Raw genomic sequence first — 23,835 nt, 5'->3', positions numbered from 1 at the left:
GGCGGTGCGACCTCCGGAGCGGCGGCCTCGCCGTCACACCCCGCCCAGGGTCTCCACCAGCGCGGCCAGGAACTCCTTCGGGCGCTCCAACTGCACGCTGTGCCCGGCGCCTTCCACCGCGACCTCGCGGACCCGCCCGCCCGCGGCCGCGTAGCGGTCCAGCACGGCGCGGGTCTGCGCCACCATCGGCTGCGCCGGGCAGGTGTCCGCGCCGGGCCAGCCCGGAACCGCACCGATGGCCCCCAGGTGGGCCAGGTCGAAGAGCGAGGCGTCGGAGACGATCACGTCGGCCGTACCGCGGATCCACAGGATCGGCGGCTTCGGCTCGACCACTTCCAGGTCGTCGATCCGGAAGTGGGTCGGTGCCATCGAGTTGAGCACCCCGCGTTCGCCGGGTCCGAAGCCGGGCCAGGCCTCGCTCGTACGGCTGTCGCCCGGGTAGTGGTCCTCGCCGGTCCGGGTGGTCAGCATCGCCGCCACGTAGCGGTCCGGCTCGGCGAGCGGCTCGCTGACGTAGGCGGTGTCCAGCACCGAGCGCGGCGCGAACGGCGACCCGGCGCCCGGCTCGCCCTCACGCAGCAGCCGGACGAACTCGGGGGCCGCACCGCCGGCGCCGGAGCCCGCTCCGTCGGGCGAGTTGAGCCGTCCGTCCACCCCGTGGGTGCCGCCGAAGCCGTACGGGGAGACCGGGTTGACGAGGGTGATCGAGCGGACGAGCTCCGGCCGGTCGCGGAGCAGTTGCAGCACCACCCCGCCGCCCATGCTCCAGCCGACCAGGTGCACCGGGCCGAGTGCCAGTTCCGCCACGAAGGAGAGCAGGTCCTCGCTGTGGTCGCGCAGACCCCGGGTGGCGTCCACCGGGAGCGGCTCGCTGCCGCCGAAGCCGCGCAGGTCGGGAGCCAACGGCCGGTAGCGTGTCGGAAGTTCGGTCATCGTCGAGTGCCAGAAGACGCCGGAGGAGACGTTGCCGTGCACCAGGACCACGGGCTCCCCGGTCCGGCCCTCGACCTCGGCGTAGTTCACGGTCAGCCGGTCGGTGGCCACCAGTCGATCGGTGATCATCCGGATCTCCTCAGTTCAGCCAGCCGGCGACCTGCGCGCTCGCCGCGCTGTCCCAGCCGAGTTCCAGGTGGTTGGCGGAGGCGATCAGCGCGGTGCCGCCGACGGTGCCGAAGCCGGTGGTGTCCAGCGCACTGGCCACGAAGACCACGCCGTCGCTGGGGCCGCGATCCTCGTTGAAGATCCCGAGGATGTTGGGCGTCCCGCCGGCCAGCAGGTACGCCTTCACCGAGGAGGGCACCCCGGCCTGGCGCAGCGGGGCGATCAGCGAGCCGGCGTCGATCGCGGCCTGGATGCCGCCGCCGTCGGTGTAGAAGCCCTGCCCGCCGTAGTAGGTCGTGTACCAGTCCTGCTGGGTCTGGTCGACGCCGAAGACCGAGTCCCAGCGGGCCAGCATCTGCCGCTGCCCGGGGTAGTCGTCGTAGCCGCTCGTCGGTGTGAAGGAGAACTCCGGGTGCGCGGTGTAGGTGCCGTAGCAGGTCATGTGCAGGTGCGGAGAGGGGGCGTTGATCGCACCGCCGCACTGCGGCCAGATCGAGAAGTCGTGCGCCCACCCGTGCGCGAAGGGGTAGTCGTAGCCACCGTTCGGACCGCCCAGGGTGATCAGCTTGCGCACGTCGCCCGCGTACGCGCGGCCCCAGGCGGGCTTGACCGAGGAGACGTAGGCCCGGGCCGACATCTCGCCCTTGCTCCAGCCCACCACGTCCACCTGCGGGACACCGAGCTTCGCGCGGATCAACGCGACCGCGTCGCCGACCTCCTGGGCCTGCATCAGGTTGTCGCCCTGCTTGTGCGCGAAGCCGATCGCGAAGACCCGGTAGCCCTGCCCGGCCAGCTTCTGCATCAGCCCGGTGCTCGGGCACGAGGCGGCGCCGCAGCCGTATCCGCCGGACTCGCCGGGGTTGGCCCAGGCCCGGTCCGGGTTGTCGTTGGCACCGTGCACCAGCAGCACGGGGACCTGGCGCGCTCCGGTGTTCCAGCCCGGGGCCGAGTAGAGCAGGAAACGGCCGGAGAAGGGCTGCTTGACGCCGCCGAAGAAGGTGAGCCGCTGGCCGTCCTGGTTGCCGCGGCCGTCCGGCGGATACTGCTCCTGGCGGAAGCCGGAGGTGGTGTCGAGGTAGCGCTCGACGCGGTCCCAGCCGTTGGCGACGCCGCTGTAGGTCGCCTCCAGGGTCAGGTAGGGCGGCACCGCCGCCGAGGCCGACCCCGCCGGAACGACCGCACCGATCAGCGCCAGCACGCTCGCGAGCAGCCAGCCCCAGCCTCTCCGCCCACCACGTCCGTTCCTCCGCATGTGCGTCGCTCCTCCTCGTTCGGCTCCCGTGCGCGACACGTTACGGATGCCGGAGTGCCATCCCTATGGCGGCGACACATATGTCGGGCGTCACAGTGTGGGCGTCTGCCACCTGGTCCGTGGACCTCGCGCTGACTCCGCGAACGCCGCCACGACCGCTCGGAGTCGCCAGGACACCGGCGGCGCACGCGCCGAAAGGCACCGGCAGACGGCCGACGACCACCGGGTGCTCGACCGCGTTGTGGATCCGGACGGCGGGGTCTGCGGCGGGCTCCAGCCGCACCGCGTCCACGATCGCGGTCCCTCTCGGTCCGCGAAGGCCGGACGGAGCACCGGCCAGGCCCGGTGATGTGGGACAGCCGTCGTGAGTCGCGGGCCCGTGTCCACGACGACCCGGGCGGCTGGACGCCACGGCGGGTGTGACACTGATCTGGGGGCCACCGTGAGGTCGGCGCGCGTGCACACCGCACTCCGGGGACAGGGTGCCGACGGTACGGGTTGTTCCGACGAGGACGGGAGTCGGCGATGTCCGGAAGCAGGGACGGGACGTACCGCGCGCTGATCGCCGAGCTGGCCGGACTGGTCCGGCTGGCGCACACCGCTCTGCGAGGCGCCACGGCCGCGCTGGCGGAACCGGTCGGTGGCCGCGACGGGATTCCGGCCGCGGAGAAGTCCCTGGCGGAGCTGCGGGCCCGGATCGAGGAGGACGCCGCCGGCACGCTCGGCGGGCAGGCCGGGGTCGTCATGGGCGTCCATGTGGGCACCGAGGTGGAGTCCCTGGGACAGCTCGCACAACGGCTGCTGGAGGCGGCCTGGGCACGTCAGGAACGTGAACCGGTCGACGGGCGGCTTCGGGCTCCGCTGCGCGGAATCGCCGACACGGCCTTGGACGTGGTCGCCCGTGCGGCCGATGTCCTGGAGTCCGGTGCGCCCGAGGACGTCGCCGACCTGCTGGCGGACGTGCACGAGGTCGGCCAACGGCAAAGGCTCCTGTACGAGCTGCTGATCCACGAGGAGGAGGTGGACCCGGTCGACTCGGCCGACCTGGTGCTGCTGTCCTGCTGTTACCTGCACTGCGCCGACCACGCGGGGTCGATCGCCCGCCACGCGATGCTGTTCTCGCACACCGGGGCCTGAGGTCAGGGCAGGCCGGCGACAGCGGTCGCCTCCAACAGCAGCCTCCTGGTGGGTTCGTGCAGCACCGTGCCCCGGTCGGTCACCAGCATCGGGCCGAGTACCGGGTCGGCCGCGAGTGCCCCGCCCCGCAGGAGCCGGCCGAGCAGCGCCAGCACGTTGTGGGCGTACGCGCGCGAGGCGCTCCCCGGTACCTCCTCCGCCAGTTCACCCGCTCCGATCACCGTCACTCCGCGGCCGACCGGCACGGTGACACCCTGGAGTGCGCCCTCGATGGTGTTGCCGCCGTCCGGCTCGACATCCAGGTCCACCAGGACCGAGCCGGGCCGCATCGCCGCCACTGTGCCCGCGCCGAGCAGCACCGGGGGGTTTCGGCCGGCAAGCCCGAGAGCGGTGACCACGAGGTCGTCGCACGCGACGGCCTCGGCGAGCCCCGCCGTCCACGCGGATCGCCCGTGGTCGAGGGTGTCCCACAGCTCCCGGTCGTCCGCCACCGGGTGGAGACCCGGCAGCGCCAGCAGCTCGACCCCGAGGGCGGCGACCGCTGCGCGCTTGGGCCGACGCAGCTCGACGGCGCGGACCGACGCGCCCAGGCGACGGGCCGTGTCGATCGCCTGCAGGCCCGCGTGTCCGGCACCCACCACCAGAGCCCGGACCGGGTCGAACAACCCGTCCGTCGATCCCCACGGCGGCAGGCAGCGGTCCATCCGGGCAGCGGCGAGCAGCACCGCCCGGTAACCGGCCACCCTCGCCTGGGAGGCCTCGGCGTCCAGCGGGTACGCGGCCGGCAGGTCCGGCGCCAGGTCGAGGCCGATCGCCGTCACGCCCCGGTCCGCCCACTTGCGGACCAGGTACGGGATCCGGTGCGGTCGCAGCAGCGCTGCCAGTACCTGCCCGGGGCGCAGATCACCCACCGGGTCGACGTTCGGCGGATGGACGCCGAGCAGCACGTCCGCACGGTCCAGCAGCTCAGCGTGCCCGGTCACGGCGGCGCCGGCCATGCGGTAGTCGGCGTCGTCGTAGCCGAGGGGGGAGCCGGCGCCGGACTCGACCAGGACCGTCACGCCGAGGCCGCCCACGGCTGGGACCACGTCCGGCACGAGGGCCACCCTACGCTCGCCCGGCGCCGTCTCCCGGAGCACTCCCACCGCCGAAATCGCCATCACTGCCTCCCAGGTCGGCCGGCAGGACCAGTATGTTCCGTTTGCCCGGCCAGTTCGCCCGGTCGGATACTCGTACGCAGGGCCACTCACGCGCGGGGCGCCACGCGGCACAGCGGAGGGAGCCGGTCATGGCATCCAGGGGCTGGCAGTTCTGGGTGGACCGGGGCGGGACCTTCACGGACGTGGTGGCCCTGGCCCCGGACGGCCGTCTGCTGACCCACAAGCTCCTCTCGCACGCCCCAGCCCGCCACCGTGATCCCGCCGTGGCGGGGATCCGGGCCCTGCTGCCGCCCGACGCGGACCTCGAGGCGGACGTCGACTCGGTCCGGATGGGCACCACGGTGGCCACCAACGCCTTGCTGGAGCGCACCGGCGAGCCGACCGTCCTGGTCATCACAAGGGGATTCGCGGACGCGCTGCGGATCGGCTACCAGAACCGGCCGCAGATCTTCGCCCGCGGGATCGAACTGCCCGAGCCGCTGTACGCCCGGGTGGTGGAGGTGGACGAACGGATCACCGCCGACGGCGAGGTGCTTCGCCCGCCCGACCTCGACCGGCTCGCCGCGGAGTTGAGGGCCTGCTTGCACGACGGCATCCGCTCCGTCGCCGTTGTATGCCTGCACAGCTACCTCCATCCCGCGCACGAGCGCAGGATCGGACGGCTGGCCGAGCAACTCGGCTTCGAACAGGTTTCGTTGTCCAACGAAGCCAGCCCGCTGATGAAGCTGGTACCGCGCGGCGACACCGCCGTGGCCGACGCCTATCTCAACCCCGGCCTGCGCCGCTACGTGCGGCAGGTTTCGGACGAACTGGGCGGTGTCCGGCTGATGTTCATGCAGTCCAACGGCGGACTCGCCGAGGCCGGGCACTTCCGGGGCAAGGACGCGATCCTCTCCGGCCCGGCCGGCGGCATCGTCGGCATGGTGCGGATGTCAGGACTCGCCGGCTACGACCGGGTGATCGGCTTCGACATGGGCGGCACCTCCACCGACGTGTCACACTTCGCGGGCGAGTACGAGCGAGTGGTGACCACCCAGGTGGCCGGGATACGGCTGCGGGCGCCGATGCTCGCGATCCACACCGTGGCGGCGGGCGGAGGCTCGGTGCTGCGCTTCGACGGTGAACGCCTGCGGGTGGGGCCGGACTCGGCCGGCGCGGACCCCGGGCCGGCCTGCTACCGGGGCGGCGGGCCGCTGACCGTCACCGATGCCAATCTGCTGCTCGGTCGGATCCAGGCCGAGCACTTCCCGCACGTCTTCGGGCCCGGCGGCGACCTGCCACTCGACGAGGAGTCGACGAGACATCAGTTCGTCGAACTGGCAGGGGCGATCGGCGACCGTTCGGCGGAGGCGGTGGCCGAGGGATTCCTGCGCATCGCGGTCGGAAACATCGCCAACGCGATCAAGCGCATCTCCGTCCAGCAGGGCCACGACGTCACCCGCTACGCCCTGACCACCTTCGGCGGAGCGGGTGGCCAGGTCGCCTGCCCGGTGGCCGAGGCACTGGGCATCCACACGGTGCTGGTCCCGCCGATGGCCGGCGTCCTGTCCGCACTCGGCATCGGCCTGGCCGACACCACCGTCCTGCGCGAGCAGGCCGTGGAACGCCCGCTGGCGGAGGAGGAGATGGCCGCCGTGCGGGAGCGGGCCGAGGCGCTGGCCGGGGCAGCCACCGAGCAGCTGCTCGACCAGGGCGCGCCGAAGGAGCGGATCCGACTGGCCCGTCGGGCCCGGCTGCGCTATCAGGGCACGGACACCACGATCGGCGTCCCGCTGGGCGAACCGGCCGACATGCGGGCCGAGTTCGAGGATCGGCACCGAGCCACCTACTCCTTCCTGCTGGACCGCCCGCTCGTGATCGAGGCTCTGGCCGTCGAGGGCACCGGCCTCACCGAGCAGCCGGAGTTGGACGCGCTCCGCCCCGGACCCGTAGCCGGGTCCGGACTCAAGACGGTGTCGCTGTACACCGGGGGCGACTGGCGCCGAGTCCCACTGCGGGAGCGGGAGTCGATGCGCTCCGGCGACACCGTCACCGGCCCGGCCGTCATCACCGAGGCCAATGCCACCACCGTCGTGGACGACGGTTGGCGGGCCACCATGACGTCGCACGGACATCTACTCGTCCAGCAGGAGCGGTCCCGCACCGAGTCGCCCGCCCCGACGACGGCTGACCCCGTCCTGCTCGAGGTCTTCAACAACCTCTTCATGGCGATCGCCCAACAGATGGGCGCCCGACTGGAGTCCACCGCCCAGTCGGTCAACATCAAGGAGCGGCTGGACTTCTCCTGCGCGCTCTTCGATCCGGACGGCAACCTGGTCGCCAACGCCCCGCACATCCCCGTGCACCTCGGCTCGATGGGCACCACCGTCAAGGAAGTGATCCGCCGCAGCGGCCCCCGGATGCGCCCCGGCGACACCTATGCCGTCAACGACCCGTTCCACGGCGGCACCCACCTGCCCGACGTCACCGTGGTGACCCCGGTCTTCGACCCGAACGGCAGCGACGTCCTGTTCTTCGTCGCCTCCCGCGGCCACCACGCCGAGATCGGCGGCATCACGCCCGGATCGATGCCGGCCTCCAGCCGCGAGATCCACGAGGAGGGCGTGCTCTTCGACAACTGGCCGCTGGTGACGGACGGCAGGCTCCACGAGGCCGAGACCCTCCGCCTGCTCACCGAAGCGCCGTACCCCTCCCGCGACCCGGCCACCAACCTCGCCGACCTCCGTGCCCAGATCGCCGCCAACCGCAGGGGCGTCGACGAAGTCAACGCGATGATTGATCACTTCGGCCTCGACCTCGTCCAGGCCTACATGCGCCATGTCCAGGACAACGCCGAACAGGCCGTCCACCAGGCCATCGACGACCTCAGCGACGGTTCCTACCGCTACGAGACCGACTCCGGCGCCGTGATCGCCGTCCACGTCCGGATCGACCGCGAGGACCGCACGGCCACCATCGACTTCACCGGCACCTCACCCCAACTCGACAGCAATCTCAACGCCCCCTCCGCCGTCGTCAACGCCGCCGTCCTGTACGTCTTCCGCACCCTCGTCGCCGACGACATCCCGCTCAACGACGGCTGCCTGCGCCCGCTGCGGATCGTCGTCCCACCGGGCTCGATGCTCGCACCGACCTACCCCGCCGCCGTTGCCGCCGGCAACGTCGAGACCTCCCAGGCGATCACCGGCGCGCTCTACGCCGCCCTCGGTGTCCAGGCCGAGGGCTCCGGGACGATGAACAACCTCAGCTTCGGCAACGAGCACCACCAGTACTACGAGACCGTCGCCTCCGGCTCCGGTGCCGGCCCCGGCTTCCACGGCGCCGACGTCGTCCAGACCCACATGACCAACTCCCGCCTGACCGACCCCGAAGTCCTGGAATGGCGCCTGCCCGTCCTCGTCGAGGACTTCGCCGTCCGCCACGGCAGCGGCGGCACCGGCCGGTGGCACGGCGGCAACGGCGCTCTACGCCGCCTGCGCTTCCGGAAACCGGTGACCGTCAGCCTGCTCTCCGGCCACCGCCGGGTCCCCCCTTACGGCATGGCCGGCGGCTCCGCCGGCGCCCTCGGCGTCAACCGGATCCTGCGCGGCGACGGCACCGTCGAGGACCTGCCCGGCTGCGTCAGCGCCGACGTGGCGGCCGGTGACGCCTTGGAGATCCGCACGCCCGGTGGTGGCGGCTACGGCAGCCCGGACACGCCCCGACGCGGTGACGGTTCCCGGCGCCGGTAGGGCAGCGACCGGCCTGACGGCGGGCAGGTCCGGGGTCGGACGCCGCCGGCGGCAGGTGGGCCGGGTGACGGCGCTGCCGCGGATCATCGCCGTCACGTGCTCAGGCGATCGGGTCATCACCCGCCCCTGCCGCCGTAGCTGCGGGCGGGGAGGATCGGTCGGGCGCTCCCTGCCGGCTGCAAGGCGTCGAGCAGGGCCTGTACCGGCCCCGGCCGAGGGACCGGTCGGCCCTGCCGTCCGCCGCGATCCCCTCCTACCGTGGAAGCGAGCAGCACCATCCGGTGGAGGCGCGCCGAACCTGGCGATCGCGATCGCCGCGGTGATCCTTCCGCGAGGGGTGCGGTGGTGGTGTCCATCGGGCCGTCCTCGGTCAGGTGTCCGGCACCGTCCGGGGTGGGCGGCACGCTGCGTTCCACTGTCCGACGAGTCGCGGGATCCTGCATGGGCCGGGCGGCCCCGGGTCGGGGGCCGCCCGGGCCCGGGCCGCGACGGGGGGTGGGCACGGGCCGGTCGGGTCCCGTTGGCGGGCCACTGACCCCGCCCGGCACGGCCGTCGGTGCCCTCACCGGGCGGGATCGGTGGCCCGCCATGAGCCGGTCGCGCCGTGTGACCGCCGACAGCCGGGTCGCCGGGCTCGGCCGTCAGCCGCGCCGGTCGAGCCGCAACGCCAGCGCCGGGCACTGGCTCATCGCCCGTCGCGCGGCGTGCTGCTGCCACGGTGTGACGGGCATCGAGGTCGACGCGGGGTAGCCGTGCGGGCCGAGCCGAACCAGCCCGGGTGCCACGACGGCGCACAGGCCGTGTCCCGTGCAGCGGGACCAGTCCACCTCCAGGCGGGGCCCGGTCTCCCCCGGGAGCGGCAGCACCCCGAGCGTCGGCCGACGGCACCCGGGCCCGGCGACGTGCGCTGCCACGTCCTCCGCGAAGACGTCGAGCGCGGTCAGGACGAAGCGGACCGTGCCGTCCGGGTGGGCGCAGGCGCCGCCGCCCTTCGCCGCCCCGAGGGCCGAGCGGACCCGTTCCAGGACGGCGGGCCCGGCGGCACCGGCGGCCAGGTCCGCCAGTGCGTCGGCAGCGTCCGGCAGCCCCCGCCGGCAGGGTCCGCACTGTCCGGCGGACTCGCCCGCCAGCCAGGCCGCGACCCGGGCGATCTCGCCGAGTGGGCAGGTGTCCCCGGGGAGGGCGACGACCGCTCCGGCGCCGAAGGTGCCGCCGAGCCCCGCCAGACCGGCGCGGGACAGCGGAGCGCCGACGGCGTCCCGTGCTGGCAGCCACGCCCCGTGGTAACCGCCGACGAGCACACCCTCGTCCACGGGGGTGCCACAGGCCTCCAGCACCGGTCCCATGGCCTCCCCGGCCGGAACCTCGACCACCAGGGGGCCGGCATCCGGTCGGTTGACCGTGAGCAGCACCGTGCCGGGTTCCGCAGCGGTGCCGACCGCCGCGTACCCTGCGGCACCGAGCCGCACGGCCAGCGCGAGCTGGGCCCACGTCTCGGCGTTGGACAGCAACGTGGGGCGCCGCCGGACACCGCCCGGCCCACCGTCGGCAGCGCGGGCCCGCACCGTGCCGGGCACGACCGCGAGGCCGTTCACGCCGCGGATGAGCGCGCTGGACTCGCCCGACACGAACCGCTCGGGCAGGCACACCACACGGGCCGGGCACGGCAGGTCGTCCTCGCGCTCGGCGAGCGCCGCGGTGACGGAGCCCTCGCCGGGGCCACCCGCCGCGACGCCGATCACGATCTCCTCCGCGTCGAACGCCGCCGCCGCCGCGCGCGCCCCGTCCAGGACGAGGTGCGGCACACGGGCGAGCAGCATCGTGTCCTTGGCGCTGGGCGGCTCGCCCTCGGCGCCGTTGACCACGACGACGGGGCGCGCGCCCGAGCGGTCTGACGCCACGAGGGTGGCGCGCGCCTTGCGGGCGAACGGGAATCCGGCGCCGCCGCGACCCCGCAGGTCCACGCGCTCGGCGAGCGAAAGCAGGTCGTCCCGGGACGGGGACGGCGGCAACGGGTGGACGGACCTGTGTGCCGCGAGGTCCAGTCGCCGTTTCCGGTCCAGGCCGGCCGTGAGCCGTGCGGGTGCCAGCCAGCGCACCTCGGGCAGCGCGGGCGCCGGGCTCATCGGCCACCGCCCGGCCGGGCCAGACGCAACGGGCCGGCCGCAGGCGGCCCGGCGTGCCGCGGCTGGCGCGGCAGTCGACCCGCGGAGGAGAGGCCGGCTGCGGACGGGGCCGGTCGAGCCAGGGGGCGGGCACCGCTGTCCACCCGGGAGGCCCGGGCGGTGAGATCGGCGAACGTGACCGCGCGCGCGGTGGCGGGGCGGCGGGCACGCGTCCTGCGCCGGTGCAGGCCGACGGCCCGTCGCCGGCCCACGCCGGCGAGGGTGCGCACCAGCAGGGCGAGGGCCACCGCCGCCGCGCACAGCCCGTAGCCCCACCACACCCAGGCGTGTGCCGGTCTGCCCGCGGTCAGCCCGTGGGCCAGGGCGACCGGCCAGCAGGCGTACGCGGTGGAGTGCAGGACCCGCCAGAGCCAGGCGTGGCGGCTGCCCGCGAACCTTGCGCGCACCGCGCCCGTGGCCGCGACCAACACCATCAGGTCGGCGGCCACGGTCCCCAGGGCGACCTCGACGCCGGTGCCTCCGGTGAACGGGACCACCACGGCCCACGGGTCGGCGTGCCGCTCGGCGACCTTGACCGCGATGTGGACGCCCAGGAATCCGAGGGCTGCGACGGCCGTCGCCCGGTGTGCCGACTGCACGGCCACCCGCATCCGCGGTGTCAGCAGCAGCCGGTCCGTGGCGACCAGCCCGCACACCACCACCGCGGTGAGCGACAGCAAGGTGAAGACGCCGGCGAAGTAGTCCAGGAAGGCCTGGACCCGGACGACTGCTGGAGGCGACGGGTGGAGCGCGGGCGCGGCGGACAGGGCGTAGCCGAACATCGGGGAACCTTCTTTCGCGGGCCCGGGTCGCGCGGCTCGTTCCGGAACCGGGACCGCGGCAGGGCGTCAGCCGACCCGCACGGGGGGTGCCGCCCCCTGGTGGTGCGGGCGGCGAGGCATGACGGGCCCATTCTTAGCGTGGCTCGCGGCGGGGCCCAAGGCCCCTCAGTACGACCATGCACCGTAGGCGGCCGCCGCGCGGGCCTCCCGACAGTGCCCCCGACCAGGGACGTCGCGGGTACGACCGACCGTAGGAGACGCTCCGGCCGGTGTTACCGGCCTCACGGTGCCGGGCGCCGGGGCTCCGGCCGGCACCTCCGGGCCGGCCGACGAGCGGACGGCCCGCCGGGCATCGCCCGGCCGGACCGTGCCCCCGATTCGACGGGCCCCTCCGCCGGTCACGGCGCGGGGCGCGGTCGGGCCCGCGCACGCCCCTAGGCTTGGGGCCATGCAGAGCACGGCGGCGGTACGGGTCCTGGTGGTCGAGGATGACGCGGGGATCGCCCGGCTGCTGGTCAGGGGCCTGCAGCGCGCCGGGTACGCGGCGCAGACCGTGGAGACGGGCCGTGCGGCTCTCGCCGTCACACCGCAGCCGGACGTGGTCCTGCTCGACCTCGGCCTGCCCGATCTGGACGGGGTCGAGGTGTGCCACCGACTTCGGCAGCGCGGCGACGCGGCGATCATCGTGGTGACCGCGCGGGGCGAGGAGAGCGACCGGGTCTCGGCCCTGGACGAGGGCGCGGACGACTACCTGGTCAAGCCGTTCGGTCTGGCCGAGCTACTGGCCCGGATCCGCGCGGTGCTCCGCCGCACGCGCCCGGCCGAACCGGAACTGCTGCGGCACGGCGTACTGGTCGTCGACCCGCGCACGCGCAGGGTCACCGTCAAGGGGAAGGAGGTGGCCCTCACCCCGAAGGAGTTCGACATCCTGGAGTGCCTGGCCACCGACCCCGGCCGGGTCGTCTCCCGGCAGGAGATCCTGGAACGGGCCTGGGACGAGCACTGGTACGGTCCCACCAAGGTCCTGGACGTCCACGTGGCCGCGCTGCGACGCAAGCTCGGCGTACCCGGCCTGGTGGAGACCGTCTACGGCCGGGGCTTCCGGCTCGGCGAACCGGGCTGAGCAGCGATGACCCGGCGAATCGCCCTGACCGTCCTGGCCCTGGTCACCGTCCTGCTGGTACTCGCGGTAGTCCCGCTCGGCGCCCTGCTGACCCAGCGGGAGGAGACGTCGTTCCGGGGCACCGCCCAGGCCGCGGCGCGCACCCTGGCCTCCGCCGCCGAGGAGCACCTCTCCGATCACAAGCCCGACACGGACATGCTCGAACTGCTCGACGACACGCAGGACGAGGGCGGGTGCGCGGCCGTGTACGACGCGTCGGCCCGAGTGATCGCCCGCACCTCGTGCGCCGCCGCGACCTCCGCAACCGCCCACCGTCTGGTGGCCTCGACCCTCGCCCACCCGGACACCGTCACCCGACGGTCCGGCGACGCGCTGACGGCGGCCACGCCGATCGGCGACGAGGCCGCCCCGGTCGGGGTGGCCGTCCTGGTGCGGTCCACCGACCCGCTGGACGACCGGATCGCCGCGGTCTGGGGCTGGCTCGCGCTCATCGGCGTCGTCGGGTTCGGCCTCGGGACGCTGGTTTCAGTGCGGCTGGCCCGCTGGGTGGGGCGTCCGCTCCAGGCGGTCGACGCCGCAGCCCGCCGCCTGGGCGAGGGGGCACTGGACGTCCGTGCCCCGGCGGACTCCGGGCCCGAAGAGGTGCGCCGGCTCGCCGCCACCTTCAACACCATGGCCGCTCGGACCGAGGCCCTGGTGCACGGGCACCGGGCGGTGACCGCCGACGTGTCCCACCAACTGCGGACCCCGCTGACGGCGCTGCGCCTACGGCTGGACCTGTTGGCCGCGGACGCCGAGGGCGAGGACGCGGCCGAGCTGGCCGGCGCCCAGGAGGAGATCGCCCGGCTGTCTCGCCTGGTGGACGGCCTGCTGGCCGCGGCGCGGGCGGAGAACGCCGTGCCCACGCCCGTCCACGTGCGGCTGGACGACGTCGTCGCCGAGCGGATCGCGGCCTGGGAGCCGGTGGCCGCCGAACGACGGGTCGGGTTGGCCGCGCACTGCCCGGGCCGACCCGTCGTGTTCCTGAGCGGCGGCCACCTCGAACAGTTGCTCGACAACCTGCTGGCCAACGCCCTGGACGCGGTACCTGCAGGGGGCACCGTCCGGTTGGAGACGGCACCTGCAGCGCCCTCCTTCGGGACGGGGACGGAACTGCGGGTCATCGACGACGGGCCGGGGATGAGCCCCGAGGCACGGGCGGCCGCGTTCCGGCGTTTCGGCAACGCCCAGGCGCGCGGCACCGGCCTGGGCCTGGCCATCGTGCACAGGCTGGCGACCGCCAACGGCGGCACGGCCCGGTTGGAGGAGACCCCGGGCGGCGGGCTGACCGTCGTACTGGAACTTCCCGCCGTGCCGCGCGGGCAGGAGCCCGGCCGCCCCGCCCAGGCACCCGGCTGACCCCCGGACGTCATGTCCGTCCGGGCGCCCGGACACCCCCGCCCGAGCCGGCGGTGGCGGTACTCGCGGCCCGCTCTGGCCCGGCGCTGCGCCGATCTTTACCGGATCCGAAGGATTTCTGAACGGGATTCCGACCTCCTGTGGCGGACGCTGGAAACCGGATGAGACGCAGGCGGCCCCCGCCGCACCCTCGACGCCGGTGCGGGGGCGCCGCCGCCGGGAGGTGCACGATGCCGGACTCCGACCCCCTGCACGACCACCCCGCCGTCCGTCGGCGCGACCGGGGGCTGCGGCGCGTCGGCGTGGTCACCGCCGCCGTGCTGACCACGGCCGCCGCGGGCACTGCCGTTCTGGGCGCCGAGTACCGCGGTCAGCCGCCGGGTGTGGTCCCTCCCCCTGCCACGGCGCCCGCGTCCGCACCGACCCCGCCGGCGGGCAGCACTCTACGGCCCCCGGTCCAGGCCCCGGTCCCGGTCGCCCCGCCCTCCCAGGCGCCTTCCGCGACCTCGGGGGCGTCATGACCGCCCACGCCGTCCGGCACTCGACGACGACGTTCCCCGCGCTGGGGACCACGGCGGTCCTGTTGGTGGCCGACCCCGACGGCACCCCGGACGCCCTGCGGGTGCTGAGGGCGGAACTCGAGGCGATCGACCTCGCCTGCAGCAGGTTCCGGCCCGACTCCGAGCTCTCCCGGGCCAACCACGTGACCGCTCCGGTCACCGCCGGTCCCCTGTTCGCCGAGGCGATCGACGCCGCCCTGCGGGCCGCGCGGGCCACCGAGGGCGCGGTCGATCCCACCGTCGGCCCCTCGATGGCGGCGCTCGGCTACGACCGGAGCTTCGCCTCCGTCCGACCAGTCGACGACGGCCCGGTCACCCCGGTCCGACCGGCCGGCTGGTGCACCGTGGACTGGGACTCCCGGACCCGCCGTCTGCGCCTGCCCCCCGGTACCGGTCTCGACCTCGGGGCGACGGCAAAGGCGCTGGCCGCGGACCGCGCGGCCGAACGCGCCGCGCAGGCGGCGGGGTGCGGTGTGCTGGTCTGTCTCGGCGGTGACCTGGCGGCTGCCGGCCCCGCCCCGAGGGACGGCTGGCAGGTGGCGATCGCCGATGACCACGCGACCCCGCCGAGCGGGGCCGGCCCGGTGGTGTCCGTCACCGGCGGAGGCCTGGCCACCTCGGGCACGGCCGCACGGAGCTGGCGCCGCGGGGGCCGCACGCTCCACCACATCGTGGACCCCGCCACCGGCGACGTCCCGGCCCCGCTCTGGCGGACGGTCAGCGTCGCCGCTGCGACCTGCGTGGACGCCAACACCGCGGCCACCGCGGCGATCGTCCGCGGCACGCGCGCCCTCGGTTGGTTGCGCGGACTCGGTCTGCCGGCCCGGCTGGTGCGCACGGACGGCTCCGTGACGGTCGTCTGCGGCTGGCCCGAGGACTCCTCCCCCGCCCGCCCGCCCGCCGACTCGCGGAGAGGTCCCCGATGAGCGCCACCGTCCCCCTCACAGCCGCACCGAGTCCGCTCTGGTACGCGACCAGGGCCGGGGGCACCGTCGCCCTGCTGCTGCTCACTGCGACCGTCGTCCTGGGGATCGCGGCCGGCGGCCGGTACGCGCCCCGGCGGATCGCCCGGTTCGAGCTGGGAGCCCTGCACCGCAACCTCTCGCTGCTCACCGTGGTCTTCCTCGGACTCCACATCGCGACCGCGATCGCCGACCCGTTCGTCCATCTGACGTGGCCGGACGCCCTCGTACCGTTCGTCTCCTCCTACCGGCCGATCTGGTTGGGTCTGGGAGCCCTGGCCGTGGACCTGCTGCTGGCCGTCCTGTCGACCAGCGCGCTGCGGCTGCGGATCGGGCGCAGGGCGTGGAAGGCGGTCCACTGGGCGGCCTACGCGTTGTGGCCGCTGGCGTTGCTCCACGGCGCGGGCACCGGGACGGACACCCGGCTGACACTGCAACTCGTCCTGGTGGCCGGCTGTCTGATCTCCGTGGTGGCGGCGGTGTGGTGGCGCCTCCTGCGCGCCGGCCCCGGCCACCGGACCGGCCGTCTGTGGGCCGCCCTGTCCGCAGCCGCCGTGCCCGTTCTGGTGCTGGCGCTGCTCGCGGCCGGTCCGGCTCGGACCGGATGGGCGCACCACGGCGGCTCCACGCGGTCGGGCACGGTCGTCACGGAGCAGCGCACCACCGAGGACGGCAGCAGCGGCGACAGCGGGGCCGACACCGGCGGGGGAGACGACCGGTGAGGCCGCGACCCGCCGTCGCCCGTGCCCCGCAGCCCCCGTACGCCGCTGAGGGGCCGTCCGGCGCCCGGCTGCTGCACGGCTGGTACACCACCGGCGCACCGGCCGGACTGGCCGAGCACCTGCAGCGGTACGGGCCTCCACCGTCGGCGTCCGGCCGCCGGGCCGCGGCATGGGTGATCGGAGCCGTGGAGGAGGCGGGACTGACCGGGCGGGGCGGGGCCGCGTTCCCCACCGGCCGCAAGCTTCGGTCGGTCGCCGAACGGCGCGGCCGGGCCGTGGTGGTGGCCAACGGCATGGAGAGCGAGCCCGCCAGTGACAAGGACGCGGCTCTGCTCGACCTCGCACCGCACCTCGTGCTCGACGGCGCCGCCCTGGCCGCCACCGCAACCGGCGCCTCCGCCGTCCACCTCTGCCTGCCCCACACCCGGCCCGGGCAGGTGGAGCGGCTGACCGAGGCGGCCGAGGAACGCCGCCGGGCCGGCGTCGACCGGCTGCCCGTCCGCGTGCACGCCCTGCCGCACCACTACGTCTCCAGTGAGGCGACCTCGCTGGTGAACTGGCTGAACGGCGGCGACGCCCGCCCCTCGGCCGCACCGCCGAGGGCGTTCGAGAAGGGCGTGGGCGGACGCCCCACCCTCGTCGACAACGTGGAGACCCTCGCACACCTCGCCCTCATCGCCCGCTACGGGCCGCAGTGGTTCCGTGCCGCGGGCACCCCGGATGCGCCCGGGACCACCCTGGTCACCGTCTGCGGTACGGTGCGCGGCCCCGGCGTCCGCGAGATTCCCCTCGGCACCCCGGTCCGGGCCGTCCTCGACGCCGCCGGCGGGCCCTCGGAGCCGCTCCGGGCGGTGCTCGTCGGCGGGTACTTCGGCAGTTGGCTTCCGCTCGCGGCGGCGGACCTGCCGTTCAGCGCCCCCGGGCTCGCCGAGGCCGGTGCCGCGCCGGGCGCGGGCGTGCTCGCCGCACTCCCCGCGAACGCCTGCGGCCTGGCCGAGACGGCACGGGTGCTCGGCTACCTCGGCGCCCAGAGCGCGCGTCAGTGCGGGCCGTGCCGGTTCGGGCTGCCCGCCGTCGCGGACGACTTCACCCGGCTGGCGACCGGCCACACCGACCCGCACCTGCTCGAACGGCTCCGGCGCCGGACCGGGCTGCTGGCCGGCCGCGGAGCCTGCCGTCATCCCGACGGTGCCTCCCGGCTCGCCGCCAGCGCCCTTGACGTGTTCGCCGACGACGTGGACCACCACGTGCTGCACGGGCCGTGCGCCCGTGCCGGGCGCCGGACGGTCCTCGCGGTACCCGATCCCGTGCCCCCGGAGAACGGGGGATGGCGGTGACCCGGCACCACCGGCTCGCCGTCGACCGCATCGCCTGCGACGGCCGCGGGCTCTGCGCCGAACTGCTGCCCGAACTGGTCGCCCTCGACGAGTGGGGCTACCCGATCGTGCCCCGGTCCGACGTGCCCGGCGGACTCCTGTCCGACGCCCGACGCGCGGTGGCGGCCTGCCCCGTCCTGGCCCTGAGGCTGGTGCACACCCCCGGCGGCCCCGCCCGGACGTGACCTGAACCACTTCTTAGTGACCTGCCCGGCACACTGCTCGCGACCCCGTACCAGCCGGGACACGTCCCCGCGCGCCCGGCGCGGTCCTGCACCAGTGGAAGGCGGGCCACCCATGCCCTCGACAGGCAGCACCACGGCGCCGACGGGCACCACTGCGCCGCTGCTCGCGGGGCGCCTCGGCGGCCCCGAGGGCAACCGGCGGCTGACCGCCGTCACCGGCGCCCTCCTGCTCGTGCTCCTCGCCGCGCAGGGCGTCACCGTCCTGTTCCTCGACCGGCTCCTCACCTGGCACTTCTTCCTCGGAATGCTGCTGGCCGGCCCGGTGGCCCTCAAGCTCGCCAGCACCGGCTACCGCATCATGCGCTACTACGCCGGCGATGCCGCCTACCGGCGGCAGGGACCGCCCCATCCGCTGCTGCGCTTCCTCGGCCCGGTCGTCGTCGCCACCACCCTCGCCGTCCTGGTCACCGGCGGCGCCCTCGCCCTGGCCGGCCGCGACACGGGAACGGTCCCCGTACTGTTCCTCCACAAAGCCGCCTTCGTCTGCTGGGCGGCGGCAACCGGCGTCCACGTCCTCGCCCACGCGTGGCGCCTGCCCGCCCTGATCGGCGCCGACCTGCGACTGCGCGCCTCCCGCCACGGTCCGGCCCGCGTCCACGGCGCCGCGCTGCGCTGGTCACTCCTGCTGGCAGCGCTCGGCGCCGGCCTCACCCTGGCACTGGCCGGGTCACCGCTGGCCGCCCGGTGGCACACCACCGGCCACCGCACCGAGCACCGGCACCCTCGTGCAGTCGCCCCGGGCGATGCCCCGGGCAGGATCACCGCTGCGCCTCGGGCTGCGGCACAGTGAGCGTCTTCCTGCACTGACCGCAACCCTGCACGGGAGCGGAGCCTCAGCGGACCGGCGTGCGTGAATGGCACGGCCGTCGGTACCGCGCAAGGCTGGAACAAGACGCCCCGGTCCACCGGGACGGACCTCGCCGCTCACTGCCGGAAGGGCCCCATGAACACGCCCACGTCACCTCTCGCACCCGTGGAGGTCGCCCGCGTCGCAGCAGAGGCGCTCGAGGCAGGCGACCTGGACCGGTACAGCGGACTGGTCCACGAGAACGCCGTCTTCGAGGTGGTCCCCTTCGGGGAGAAGCGCGGGCGTGTCGCGGTCCGCGGGTTCTTCGAGGAACTCCGAGCGGCATTGCCGGACCTGTCGTTCTCCGCGGAGGCGATCACGGGAGACGAGCGGCGTGCGGCCGTGAAGTGGCGGATCCGTGGCACGTTCGACGGCGAGCCGTTCCAAGGGTTCGAGCCGAACGGACGCGGCTTCGACATCCGGGGCATCGACTTCCTGGAGATCGACGGCGGCCGGATCCGACATGACCGAATAGCCTTCGACGGTGCGCAGTGGGCCCGTCAGCTCGGGCTGTTGCCGCGCCGCGGCTCCATGGCCGAGCGCGCCGTGACGACCGCCTTCAACTCGAAGACCCGGGTCGCGGCCTGGTGGCGGATCGCACGCCGGCGCGTTGCCGGGTGATCCCGCGGGGAGGAGAATGGATCACGAGACGTGTGCCTCAGCCTAGGAAGGGAGCTTCCGATGGCATGGCGTATCGAGGGTACGTATTTCGAGAACTGCAACTGCGACATGGTGTGCCCCTGCTCCACCTCCGGCCTCACGGCCCCGGCGGACTACGACCGTTGCCGGGTCTTCCTGGCCTTCCACGTCGGGTCCGGCCAGGTCGACGACGTCGACGTGAGCGGTCTGACGGTCGCCGTGGTGGCCGACACCCCGCCGCTGATGAGCGACGGCGGCTGGCGGATGGGCGTGATCATGGACGAGGCCGCCTCACCCGAGCAGGCCGAAGCGCTCGGGGCGGTCTTCTCCGGCCAGCGCGGGGGCCCGATGGAGGCCCTGGGTCCGCTGGTCGGCGAGATGCTCGGCCTGGAGGTCGCCCGGATCGACTACGCCGACGACGGCCGGAACCACCGTGTGCGGATCGGGGACGCGGTCGACATCGAGGTCGAGGACTTCGTCTCGCCCCTCGACGCGACCGGCAGGGGCGTCAAGGTCAGCGGGGTGGGGTTCCCCGCGGACACCCTCGCGGCCGGAGTCGCGACGACGTCGCGGGTGAACGCCTTCGGTCTCGAGTTCGGGAACGAAGGGAAGAACGCCTTCTCGGCGCCGTTCTCCTGGGCGGCCTGAATGTCGTCACTGCTGACTCGACGGGCCGTCGTCCCGGCGAGCTGGGCGGCGCTGCTCGCCGTGGCGGCCCTGGCCTGGATCCTGACGGTCCGCAGTGCGTCCGGCATGGCGCCCGGACCGGGCACCATGGGCCGCGACCTGGCCGGATTCCTGGTCCTGTGGGGCCTGATGATGGCCGCGATGATGCTGCCCTCCGTCATGCCCGTCGTCTCCCTGTACCTGCGGACGCTGAGCGCCCGGACGACGGGGTGGACGCGCGCGGGCCGCAGCACCGGTCTGGTCGTCGGCTACCTGCTCGCCTGGGAGGCCTTCGGTCTCGCCGCGTTCGGCGTGGCCTGGGCGGGCGGCGAACTCGCCGCCCGGGCGCCGGACGCCGCGCCCTGGGTCGCCGCCGTCCTGCTGGCGGGGGCCGGCCTGTACCAGATGAGCCCGCTCAAGGACCGCTGCCTGAGGCACTGCCGCTCCCCCATCGGCTTCCTCATGCGCTTCGGGGGCTACTCCGGTCGGCTGCGCGACGTCCGCGTCGGCGTCTACCACGGGGGCTACTGCGTCGGCTGCTGCTGGGGCCTGATGGTCGTCCTGATCGTGGTCGGCGTGATGAACCTCGCCTGGATGGCCGGTCTGGCCGCGGCCGTGTTCCTGGAGAAGACCTGGCGCCACGGCAAGGCGTTCAGCATCGTCCTGGGCGTCGCCCTGATCGTCTACGCCTGCTTCGTCCCCTGGAATCCGGGCCTGGTCCCGGGGCTGTCCATGCCGGCGGACATGTCCATGTGAGCGGATCTCCGGCGGGGCGGCCCCGGACCCCGGCCCGCCGAGGAGGCCGCCGACCGTAGGATTCCCGCCCTTCAGCCGATGGCGATGACGGGGTGGTCGGCGGGGTCGATCCACCGCATGATCCCCGTCATGAAGGCGGCCGGGACGGCGACGCAGCCCGCGGTGGCCTCGGCCCCGGGGCCGAGGTCGTGCAGGAAGATCCCGGCCCCGCGGCCCTTCACCACCGGGGAGATGTTGAAGTCGATCACCAGGACGTTCTCGTACTGGACGGGGTGGTCGATGAGGTGTTCGCTGCCGAGGGCGCCCTGATCGGTCAGGTGGAAGCCGCCCTCGGTGTCGGTGCGCATCCGGTTGTAGTGGGCGGAGGTCGGGTCCTGGACCCACCAGTCGTGGGTGGTGACCCGGTGGTAGGGCACCTTGGTGCCCGGGTCGAGGGCGATGCCGAAGCCCTGGGTGAGGGTGTAGGTGCCGGACGGCGTCGTCCCGGTGCCCTGGACGCGGGTGGGACCGTCGTGGAGGCCGCCGGACCCGATCCGCGCGTCGGAGGTGGAGGCGAGCGCCCGCCAGGCGCCGTCCTGCCGTGCCCACGTGGTCACCGTGGCGCGGGTCCCGGAGGCCTCGACCGTGATCACCTGCTCGGCCCGGCCGACCGCCGCCGGTACGGGGAACGGGCCGTCGGCACCCGCCGCCCGGTGGGCGGGGGCCGCACCGGTGACGGTCACGGCGACACCGAGCGCGGCGACCACGGCCACCCGGCGGCGCACCCTGCCGCGGCCGGCGGTCGGCCGGGTCCGCGAGCCGGTCGGGGAGGGCACGGAGGTCATAGGAGTCACTGAGGTCACTGAGGTCACGAAGGATCCTTCCGGCACGAACACACGGGTGGCAGACCGCGACGGCGTCCACGGCAATCGCAGTCTGAGCGCCCACCCGCCCGGGACCCGGGACCGACTCACCCGGCCCGCCGGATCGGGGGGGCCGCCGTCCGCCGCCGGGGCCCGGCGTTCCCGGGAGACGGCCCGGCGGCGGCCCGGCGGGTGGATCAGCCGACGTCGATGCCGGTGACCGCCGGGGTGCCGATGTCCACCGCGTCCTCCTGGTATCCGGCGGCGGCGAAGGCCCGCCGGGCCAGGCCGAGGGCCGTGTCGCCGGCCTCGCCGCGGTCGGCGGCCTGCACCTCCAGTCGCAGCACGAACGTGCCCTCCGGTTCGTCCAGGGTGAGGACGTCGAGGTCGGGTACCTCCACGCCGGCCTCCTCCGGGTCCGCACCGTGCACGACGGCCAGCAGGGTGCGGCGCGCGGCCTCCCCCACCGGTCGTCGGACGGTCCCCGGAACGGTGATCACGTAGTTGCCCATGGCGTTCGTCTCACCCGTGAACGGCGTCGCAAACCCGGGGAACCGCCGCCGATTTCCGCACCCGGCAGGTGTCGGTGCCCGGATCCGGGGCACCCGGGGACCCAGCCGACTGACGAGGAGTGAGACGACATGGGCATTGGCGGCTGCATCGTACTGTTCGCCTCCGGCGCGATCCTGGCCTTCGCGTCGGACTGGCACGTGAAGGGTGTCGACCTGCACATGGTGGGCTGGATCCTGATGGCCGCGGGTCTGCTCGGCATGATCACGTACGCGAACGTGTTCCGGCGCCGACGGCTGGTCCGGCGGGTCGGGGCCGACGAGACGGTCGAGGAGCGGCGCTACTACGACGAGCCCTGAGCGGACCGTACGGCCCGTCCGGCGGCGGGTCCGGCGCGGGCCTCAGCCGGCCGGGTCGTACCAGGTCTCGCCGTCGGCGAGGAGGGCGTCGGCCTCGCCGGGGCCCCAGGTGCCGCGGGCGTACGGGTGGACCGGGACGGCGTCCCCGAGGACCGGGTCGACGATGCGCCAGGCGGCCTCGACGGTGTCCTGGCGGGCGAAGAGCCAGCGGTCGCCGTCCAGTGCGGCGCCGATGAGCCGGTCGTAGGGGCGCATGTCCGAGCCCGGGAGCTGGCTGAAGGCGAGCTCCTCGTGGTTGGCCTGCCAGCCGCCGCCCGGCTGTTTGCCGGCGAGGGTGAGCGCCACCTCGGTCTCCGGCCAGATCCGGAAGCGGAGCATGTTGGTGGCGGGCGCCGGGCGCAGGCCGAAGACGTCGTGCGGGGCACGCCGGAACCGGATGCTCACCTCGGTGGCCGTCACCGGGAGGCACTTGCCGGCCCGGATGAGGATCGGCACGTCGGCCCAGCGCCAGGAGTCGGCGGTGAGCCGGATCGCGGCGTAGGTCTCCACGGTCGACTTCGGGTCCACGCCGGCCACGTCCCGGTAGCCCTCGTACTGCCCGCGCACGATGTGGTCGGTGGCGAGTGGTCGCAGCGAGCCGACGGCGACGGCCTTGGTGTCCCGCCAGGCGCCCAGGCCGTGTCCGGCGGGCGGGTCCGCCAGGACGGTGGCGAGGACCTGCAGCATGTGGTTCTGGATGACGTCGCGGATCGCGCCCGTCCGGTCGTAGAAGCGGCCGCGGTCGGAGACGTCGAAGGCCTCGGCCATGGTGATCTGGATGCTCTCCACGTGCGTGCGGTTGAGCAGCGGCTCGATCACGGAGTTGGCGAACCGGGCGAACAGGACGTTCTCGACGGGGTCGAGTCCGAGCCAGTGGTCGACGCGGTAGATGGCGTCCTCGGGGAAGTACGTGTGCATGGTGGCGTTGAGGGCGCGGGCGCTGGCCAGGTCGGTGCCGAAGGGCTTCTCGACCATGATGCGGGCGTCCTTCGCGCGGCCCGCGCCGGCGATGCCGGCGGCGATCCGGCCGAACAGCGGTGGCGGGACCTCCAGGTAGTAGAGGGCCCGCCCGCCGGTGCCCATGGCCTCGGACATCGCCTGGTAGGTGGCGTCGTCGCCGAGGTCGCCGTCCACGTAGCGCAGCAGGCCCAGCATCCTGGTCGCGGCGGGCGCCCGGGGGTCCATGCCGTTGGGGGTGAGCGAGGCCTCGGCGTAGTCGCGGAACTGCTGCAGGTCCCAGCCGGCCTTGGCCACGCCCACGACCGGGACGTCCAGGACGCCGCGTTCGGCGAGGCCGACGAGGGCGGGGAAGGTCTCCAGCTTGGCCAGGTCACCGGTCGCGCCGAAGATCACCAGAGCGTCCATCTGTCCTGTCGTCATCGCCGACTCTCCTGTGGGGTACGGGTGTTCGGAACTTCCGGTCGTCCGGCGCGGCCGGTCGCCCGGCACGGCGGATCGTCCGG

The 23,835-nt window shown here is 74.3% G+C and carries 21 protein-coding genes; 13 read left to right on the top strand and 8 right to left on the bottom strand.

Annotation, left to right across the window (positions count from 1 at the left end; genetic code table 11):
- Positions 1–33 precede the first annotated feature (33 nt).
- Both AB0N04_RS32830 and AB0N04_RS32825 read right to left on the bottom strand, forming a co-directional pair.
- Positions 34–1,062, bottom strand: a complete 1,029-nt coding sequence (locus tag AB0N04_RS32830) for an alpha/beta hydrolase (protein ID WP_360217723.1) — start codon at positions 1,060–1,062, stop codon at positions 34–36.
- Positions 1,063–1,072: 10 nt separating this feature from the next.
- Positions 1,073–2,353, bottom strand: a complete 1,281-nt coding sequence (locus AB0N04_RS32825) for a lipase (RefSeq protein WP_360217726.1) — start codon at positions 2,351–2,353, stop codon at positions 1,073–1,075.
- Between the two features lie 525 nt (positions 2,354–2,878).
- Between AB0N04_RS32825 and AB0N04_RS32820 the strand changes: the two genes are divergently transcribed.
- Entirely contained in the window at positions 2,879–3,490 is a 612-nt protein-coding gene (locus AB0N04_RS32820; RefSeq protein ID WP_360217729.1) for a hypothetical protein, read from the top strand.
- A 2-nt stretch (positions 3,491–3,492) separates the two neighbouring features.
- Here AB0N04_RS32820 and AB0N04_RS32815 read toward each other — a convergent pair whose 3' ends face one another.
- Positions 3,493–4,650 carry an NAD(P) transhydrogenase subunit alpha gene (locus tag AB0N04_RS32815; RefSeq protein WP_360217732.1) on the bottom strand — a complete coding sequence of 386 codons (1,158 nt, stop codon included), beginning with the start codon at positions 4,648–4,650 and terminating at the stop codon, positions 3,493–3,495.
- Positions 4,651–4,778: 128 nt separating this feature from the next.
- Between AB0N04_RS32815 and AB0N04_RS32810 the strand changes: the two genes are divergently transcribed.
- Positions 4,779–8,381 (top strand): hydantoinase B/oxoprolinase family protein, encoded by a 3,603-nt coding sequence (locus AB0N04_RS32810; RefSeq protein WP_360217735.1) that lies wholly within the window; start codon positions 4,779–4,781, stop codon positions 8,379–8,381.
- 641 nt (positions 8,382–9,022) lie between these two features.
- Here the strand turns inward: AB0N04_RS32810 and AB0N04_RS32805 are convergent.
- Positions 9,023–10,507, bottom strand: a complete 1,485-nt coding sequence (locus AB0N04_RS32805; RefSeq protein ID WP_360217738.1) for an NADH-ubiquinone oxidoreductase-F iron-sulfur binding region domain-containing protein — start codon at positions 10,505–10,507, stop codon at positions 9,023–9,025.
- Entirely contained in the window at positions 10,504–11,328 is an 825-nt protein-coding gene (locus AB0N04_RS32800) for a hypothetical protein (protein WP_360217741.1), read from the bottom strand. The genes AB0N04_RS32805 and AB0N04_RS32800 overlap by 4 nt, the downstream gene beginning before the upstream one ends.
- Before the next feature lie 448 nt (positions 11,329–11,776).
- On the opposite strand from AB0N04_RS32800, the gene AB0N04_RS32795 reads away from it, so the two are divergent.
- The 10 genes from AB0N04_RS32795 (at position 11,777) to AB0N04_RS32750 (ending at position 20,622) form a co-directional block, all read left to right on the top strand.
- Positions 11,777–12,451, top strand: a complete 675-nt coding sequence (locus tag AB0N04_RS32795; RefSeq protein WP_360217744.1) for a response regulator transcription factor — start codon at positions 11,777–11,779, stop codon at positions 12,449–12,451.
- Between the two features lie 6 nt (positions 12,452–12,457).
- Positions 12,458–13,849: a HAMP domain-containing sensor histidine kinase gene (locus AB0N04_RS32790; RefSeq protein WP_360217747.1), complete on the top strand. Its 1,392-nt coding sequence runs from the start codon at positions 12,458–12,460 to the stop codon at positions 13,847–13,849.
- A gap of 517 nt (positions 13,850–14,366) precedes the next feature.
- Positions 14,367–15,335: an FAD:protein FMN transferase gene (locus AB0N04_RS32785; RefSeq protein WP_360217750.1), complete on the top strand. Its 969-nt coding sequence runs from the start codon at positions 14,367–14,369 to the stop codon at positions 15,333–15,335.
- A complete protein-coding gene (locus AB0N04_RS32780; protein WP_360217753.1) occupies positions 15,332–16,093 on the top strand; it encodes a ferric reductase-like transmembrane domain-containing protein in 762 nt (253 codons plus the stop codon). Before AB0N04_RS32785 ends, AB0N04_RS32780 begins: the two co-directional genes overlap by 4 nt.
- Entirely contained in the window at positions 16,090–17,430 is a 1,341-nt protein-coding gene (locus AB0N04_RS32775) for an NADH-ubiquinone oxidoreductase-F iron-sulfur binding region domain-containing protein (protein ID WP_360217757.1), read from the top strand. The genes AB0N04_RS32780 and AB0N04_RS32775 overlap by 4 nt, the downstream gene beginning before the upstream one ends.
- Positions 17,421–17,654 (top strand): ferredoxin, encoded by a 234-nt coding sequence (locus AB0N04_RS32770; protein ID WP_360217760.1) that lies wholly within the window; start codon positions 17,421–17,423, stop codon positions 17,652–17,654. Before AB0N04_RS32775 ends, AB0N04_RS32770 begins: the two co-directional genes overlap by 10 nt.
- A 112-nt stretch (positions 17,655–17,766) precedes the next feature.
- Positions 17,767–18,504 carry a hypothetical protein gene (locus AB0N04_RS32765; RefSeq protein WP_360217763.1) on the top strand — a complete coding sequence of 246 codons (738 nt, stop codon included), beginning with the start codon at positions 17,767–17,769 and terminating at the stop codon, positions 18,502–18,504.
- A gap of 153 nt (positions 18,505–18,657) precedes the next feature.
- Positions 18,658–19,182, top strand: coding sequence for an ester cyclase (locus AB0N04_RS32760; RefSeq protein ID WP_360217766.1), 525 nt, complete (start codon positions 18,658–18,660; stop codon positions 19,180–19,182).
- Between the two features lie 60 nt (positions 19,183–19,242).
- Positions 19,243–19,848, top strand: coding sequence for a DUF1326 domain-containing protein (locus AB0N04_RS32755; RefSeq protein WP_360217769.1), 606 nt, complete (start codon positions 19,243–19,245; stop codon positions 19,846–19,848).
- Positions 19,849–20,622, top strand: coding sequence for a DUF2182 domain-containing protein (locus AB0N04_RS32750; protein WP_360217772.1), 774 nt, complete (start codon positions 19,849–19,851; stop codon positions 20,620–20,622). It abuts the gene before it with no gap.
- A gap of 71 nt (positions 20,623–20,693) precedes the next feature.
- Here AB0N04_RS32750 and AB0N04_RS32745 read toward each other — a convergent pair whose 3' ends face one another.
- Together AB0N04_RS32745 and AB0N04_RS32740 are read right to left on the bottom strand one after the other, a co-directional pair.
- Positions 20,694–21,446: a L,D-transpeptidase family protein gene (locus tag AB0N04_RS32745; RefSeq protein WP_360217775.1), complete on the bottom strand. Its 753-nt coding sequence runs from the start codon at positions 21,444–21,446 to the stop codon at positions 20,694–20,696.
- Between the two features lie 215 nt (positions 21,447–21,661).
- Positions 21,662–21,976, bottom strand: a complete 315-nt coding sequence (locus tag AB0N04_RS32740; RefSeq protein ID WP_360217778.1) for a hypothetical protein — start codon at positions 21,974–21,976, stop codon at positions 21,662–21,664.
- Positions 21,977–22,105: 129 nt separating this feature from the next.
- Between AB0N04_RS32740 and AB0N04_RS32735 the strand changes: the two genes are divergently transcribed.
- Entirely contained in the window at positions 22,106–22,333 is a 228-nt protein-coding gene (locus AB0N04_RS32735) for a DUF6458 family protein (protein ID WP_360217781.1), read from the top strand.
- Positions 22,334–22,375: 42 nt separating this feature from the next.
- Here the strand turns inward: AB0N04_RS32735 and zwf are convergent, their stop codons facing one another.
- Positions 22,376–23,752 carry a glucose-6-phosphate dehydrogenase gene (gene zwf / locus AB0N04_RS32730; protein WP_363365632.1) on the bottom strand — a complete coding sequence of 459 codons (1,377 nt, stop codon included), beginning with the start codon at positions 23,750–23,752 and terminating at the stop codon, positions 22,376–22,378.
- Positions 23,753–23,835 lie beyond the last annotated feature (83 nt).

This window comes from Kitasatospora sp. NPDC051702 (assembly GCF_040681575.1).
GTDB lineage: Bacteria > Actinomycetota > Actinomycetes > Streptomycetales > Streptomycetaceae > Kitasatospora.
The sequence above is the reverse complement of the archived record's forward strand: the minus strand, read 5'-3'. Positions and strand labels throughout refer to the sequence as shown.

Bases quoted from the DNA above. Each gene is read 5' to 3' on its own strand.
- AB0N04_RS32820 (WP_360217729.1), top strand. From the start codon at position 2,879: ATGTCCGGAAGCAGGGACGGGACGTACCGCGCGCTGATCGCCGAGCTG.
- AB0N04_RS32825 (WP_360217726.1), bottom strand. From the start codon at position 2,353: ATGCGGAGGAACGGACGTGGTGGGCGGAGAGGCTGGGGCTGGCTGCTC.
- AB0N04_RS32745 (WP_360217775.1), bottom strand. From the start codon at position 21,446: ATGACCTCCGTGCCCTCCCCGACCGGCTCGCGGACCCGGCCGACCGCC.
- zwf (WP_363365632.1), bottom strand. From the start codon at position 23,752: ATGACGACAGGACAGATGGACGCTCTGGTGATCTTCGGCGCGACCGGT.
- AB0N04_RS32815 (WP_360217732.1), bottom strand. From the start codon at position 4,650: ATGGCGATTTCGGCGGTGGGAGTGCTCCGGGAGACGGCGCCGGGCGAG.
- AB0N04_RS32765 (WP_360217763.1), top strand. From the start codon at position 17,767: ATGCCCTCGACAGGCAGCACCACGGCGCCGACGGGCACCACTGCGCCG.
- AB0N04_RS32810 (WP_360217735.1), top strand. From the start codon at position 4,779: ATGGCATCCAGGGGCTGGCAGTTCTGGGTGGACCGGGGCGGGACCTTC.
- AB0N04_RS32780 (WP_360217753.1), top strand. From the start codon at position 15,332: ATGAGCGCCACCGTCCCCCTCACAGCCGCACCGAGTCCGCTCTGGTAC.
- AB0N04_RS32805 (WP_360217738.1), bottom strand. From the start codon at position 10,507: ATGAGCCCGGCGCCCGCGCTGCCCGAGGTGCGCTGGCTGGCACCCGCA.
- AB0N04_RS32750 (WP_360217772.1), top strand. From the start codon at position 19,849: ATGTCGTCACTGCTGACTCGACGGGCCGTCGTCCCGGCGAGCTGGGCG.
- AB0N04_RS32790 (WP_360217747.1), top strand. From the start codon at position 12,458: ATGACCCGGCGAATCGCCCTGACCGTCCTGGCCCTGGTCACCGTCCTG.
- AB0N04_RS32740 (WP_360217778.1), bottom strand. From the start codon at position 21,976: ATGGGCAACTACGTGATCACCGTTCCGGGGACCGTCCGACGACCGGTG.
- AB0N04_RS32735 (WP_360217781.1), top strand. From the start codon at position 22,106: ATGGGCATTGGCGGCTGCATCGTACTGTTCGCCTCCGGCGCGATCCTG.
- AB0N04_RS32770 (WP_360217760.1), top strand. From the start codon at position 17,421: ATGGCGGTGACCCGGCACCACCGGCTCGCCGTCGACCGCATCGCCTGC.
- AB0N04_RS32795 (WP_360217744.1), top strand. From the start codon at position 11,777: ATGCAGAGCACGGCGGCGGTACGGGTCCTGGTGGTCGAGGATGACGCG.
- AB0N04_RS32830 (WP_360217723.1), bottom strand. From the start codon at position 1,062: ATGATCACCGATCGACTGGTGGCCACCGACCGGCTGACCGTGAACTAC.
- AB0N04_RS32755 (WP_360217769.1), top strand. From the start codon at position 19,243: ATGGCATGGCGTATCGAGGGTACGTATTTCGAGAACTGCAACTGCGAC.
- AB0N04_RS32760 (WP_360217766.1), top strand. From the start codon at position 18,658: ATGAACACGCCCACGTCACCTCTCGCACCCGTGGAGGTCGCCCGCGTC.
- AB0N04_RS32785 (WP_360217750.1), top strand. From the start codon at position 14,367: ATGACCGCCCACGCCGTCCGGCACTCGACGACGACGTTCCCCGCGCTG.
- AB0N04_RS32800 (WP_360217741.1), bottom strand. From the start codon at position 11,328: ATGTTCGGCTACGCCCTGTCCGCCGCGCCCGCGCTCCACCCGTCGCCT.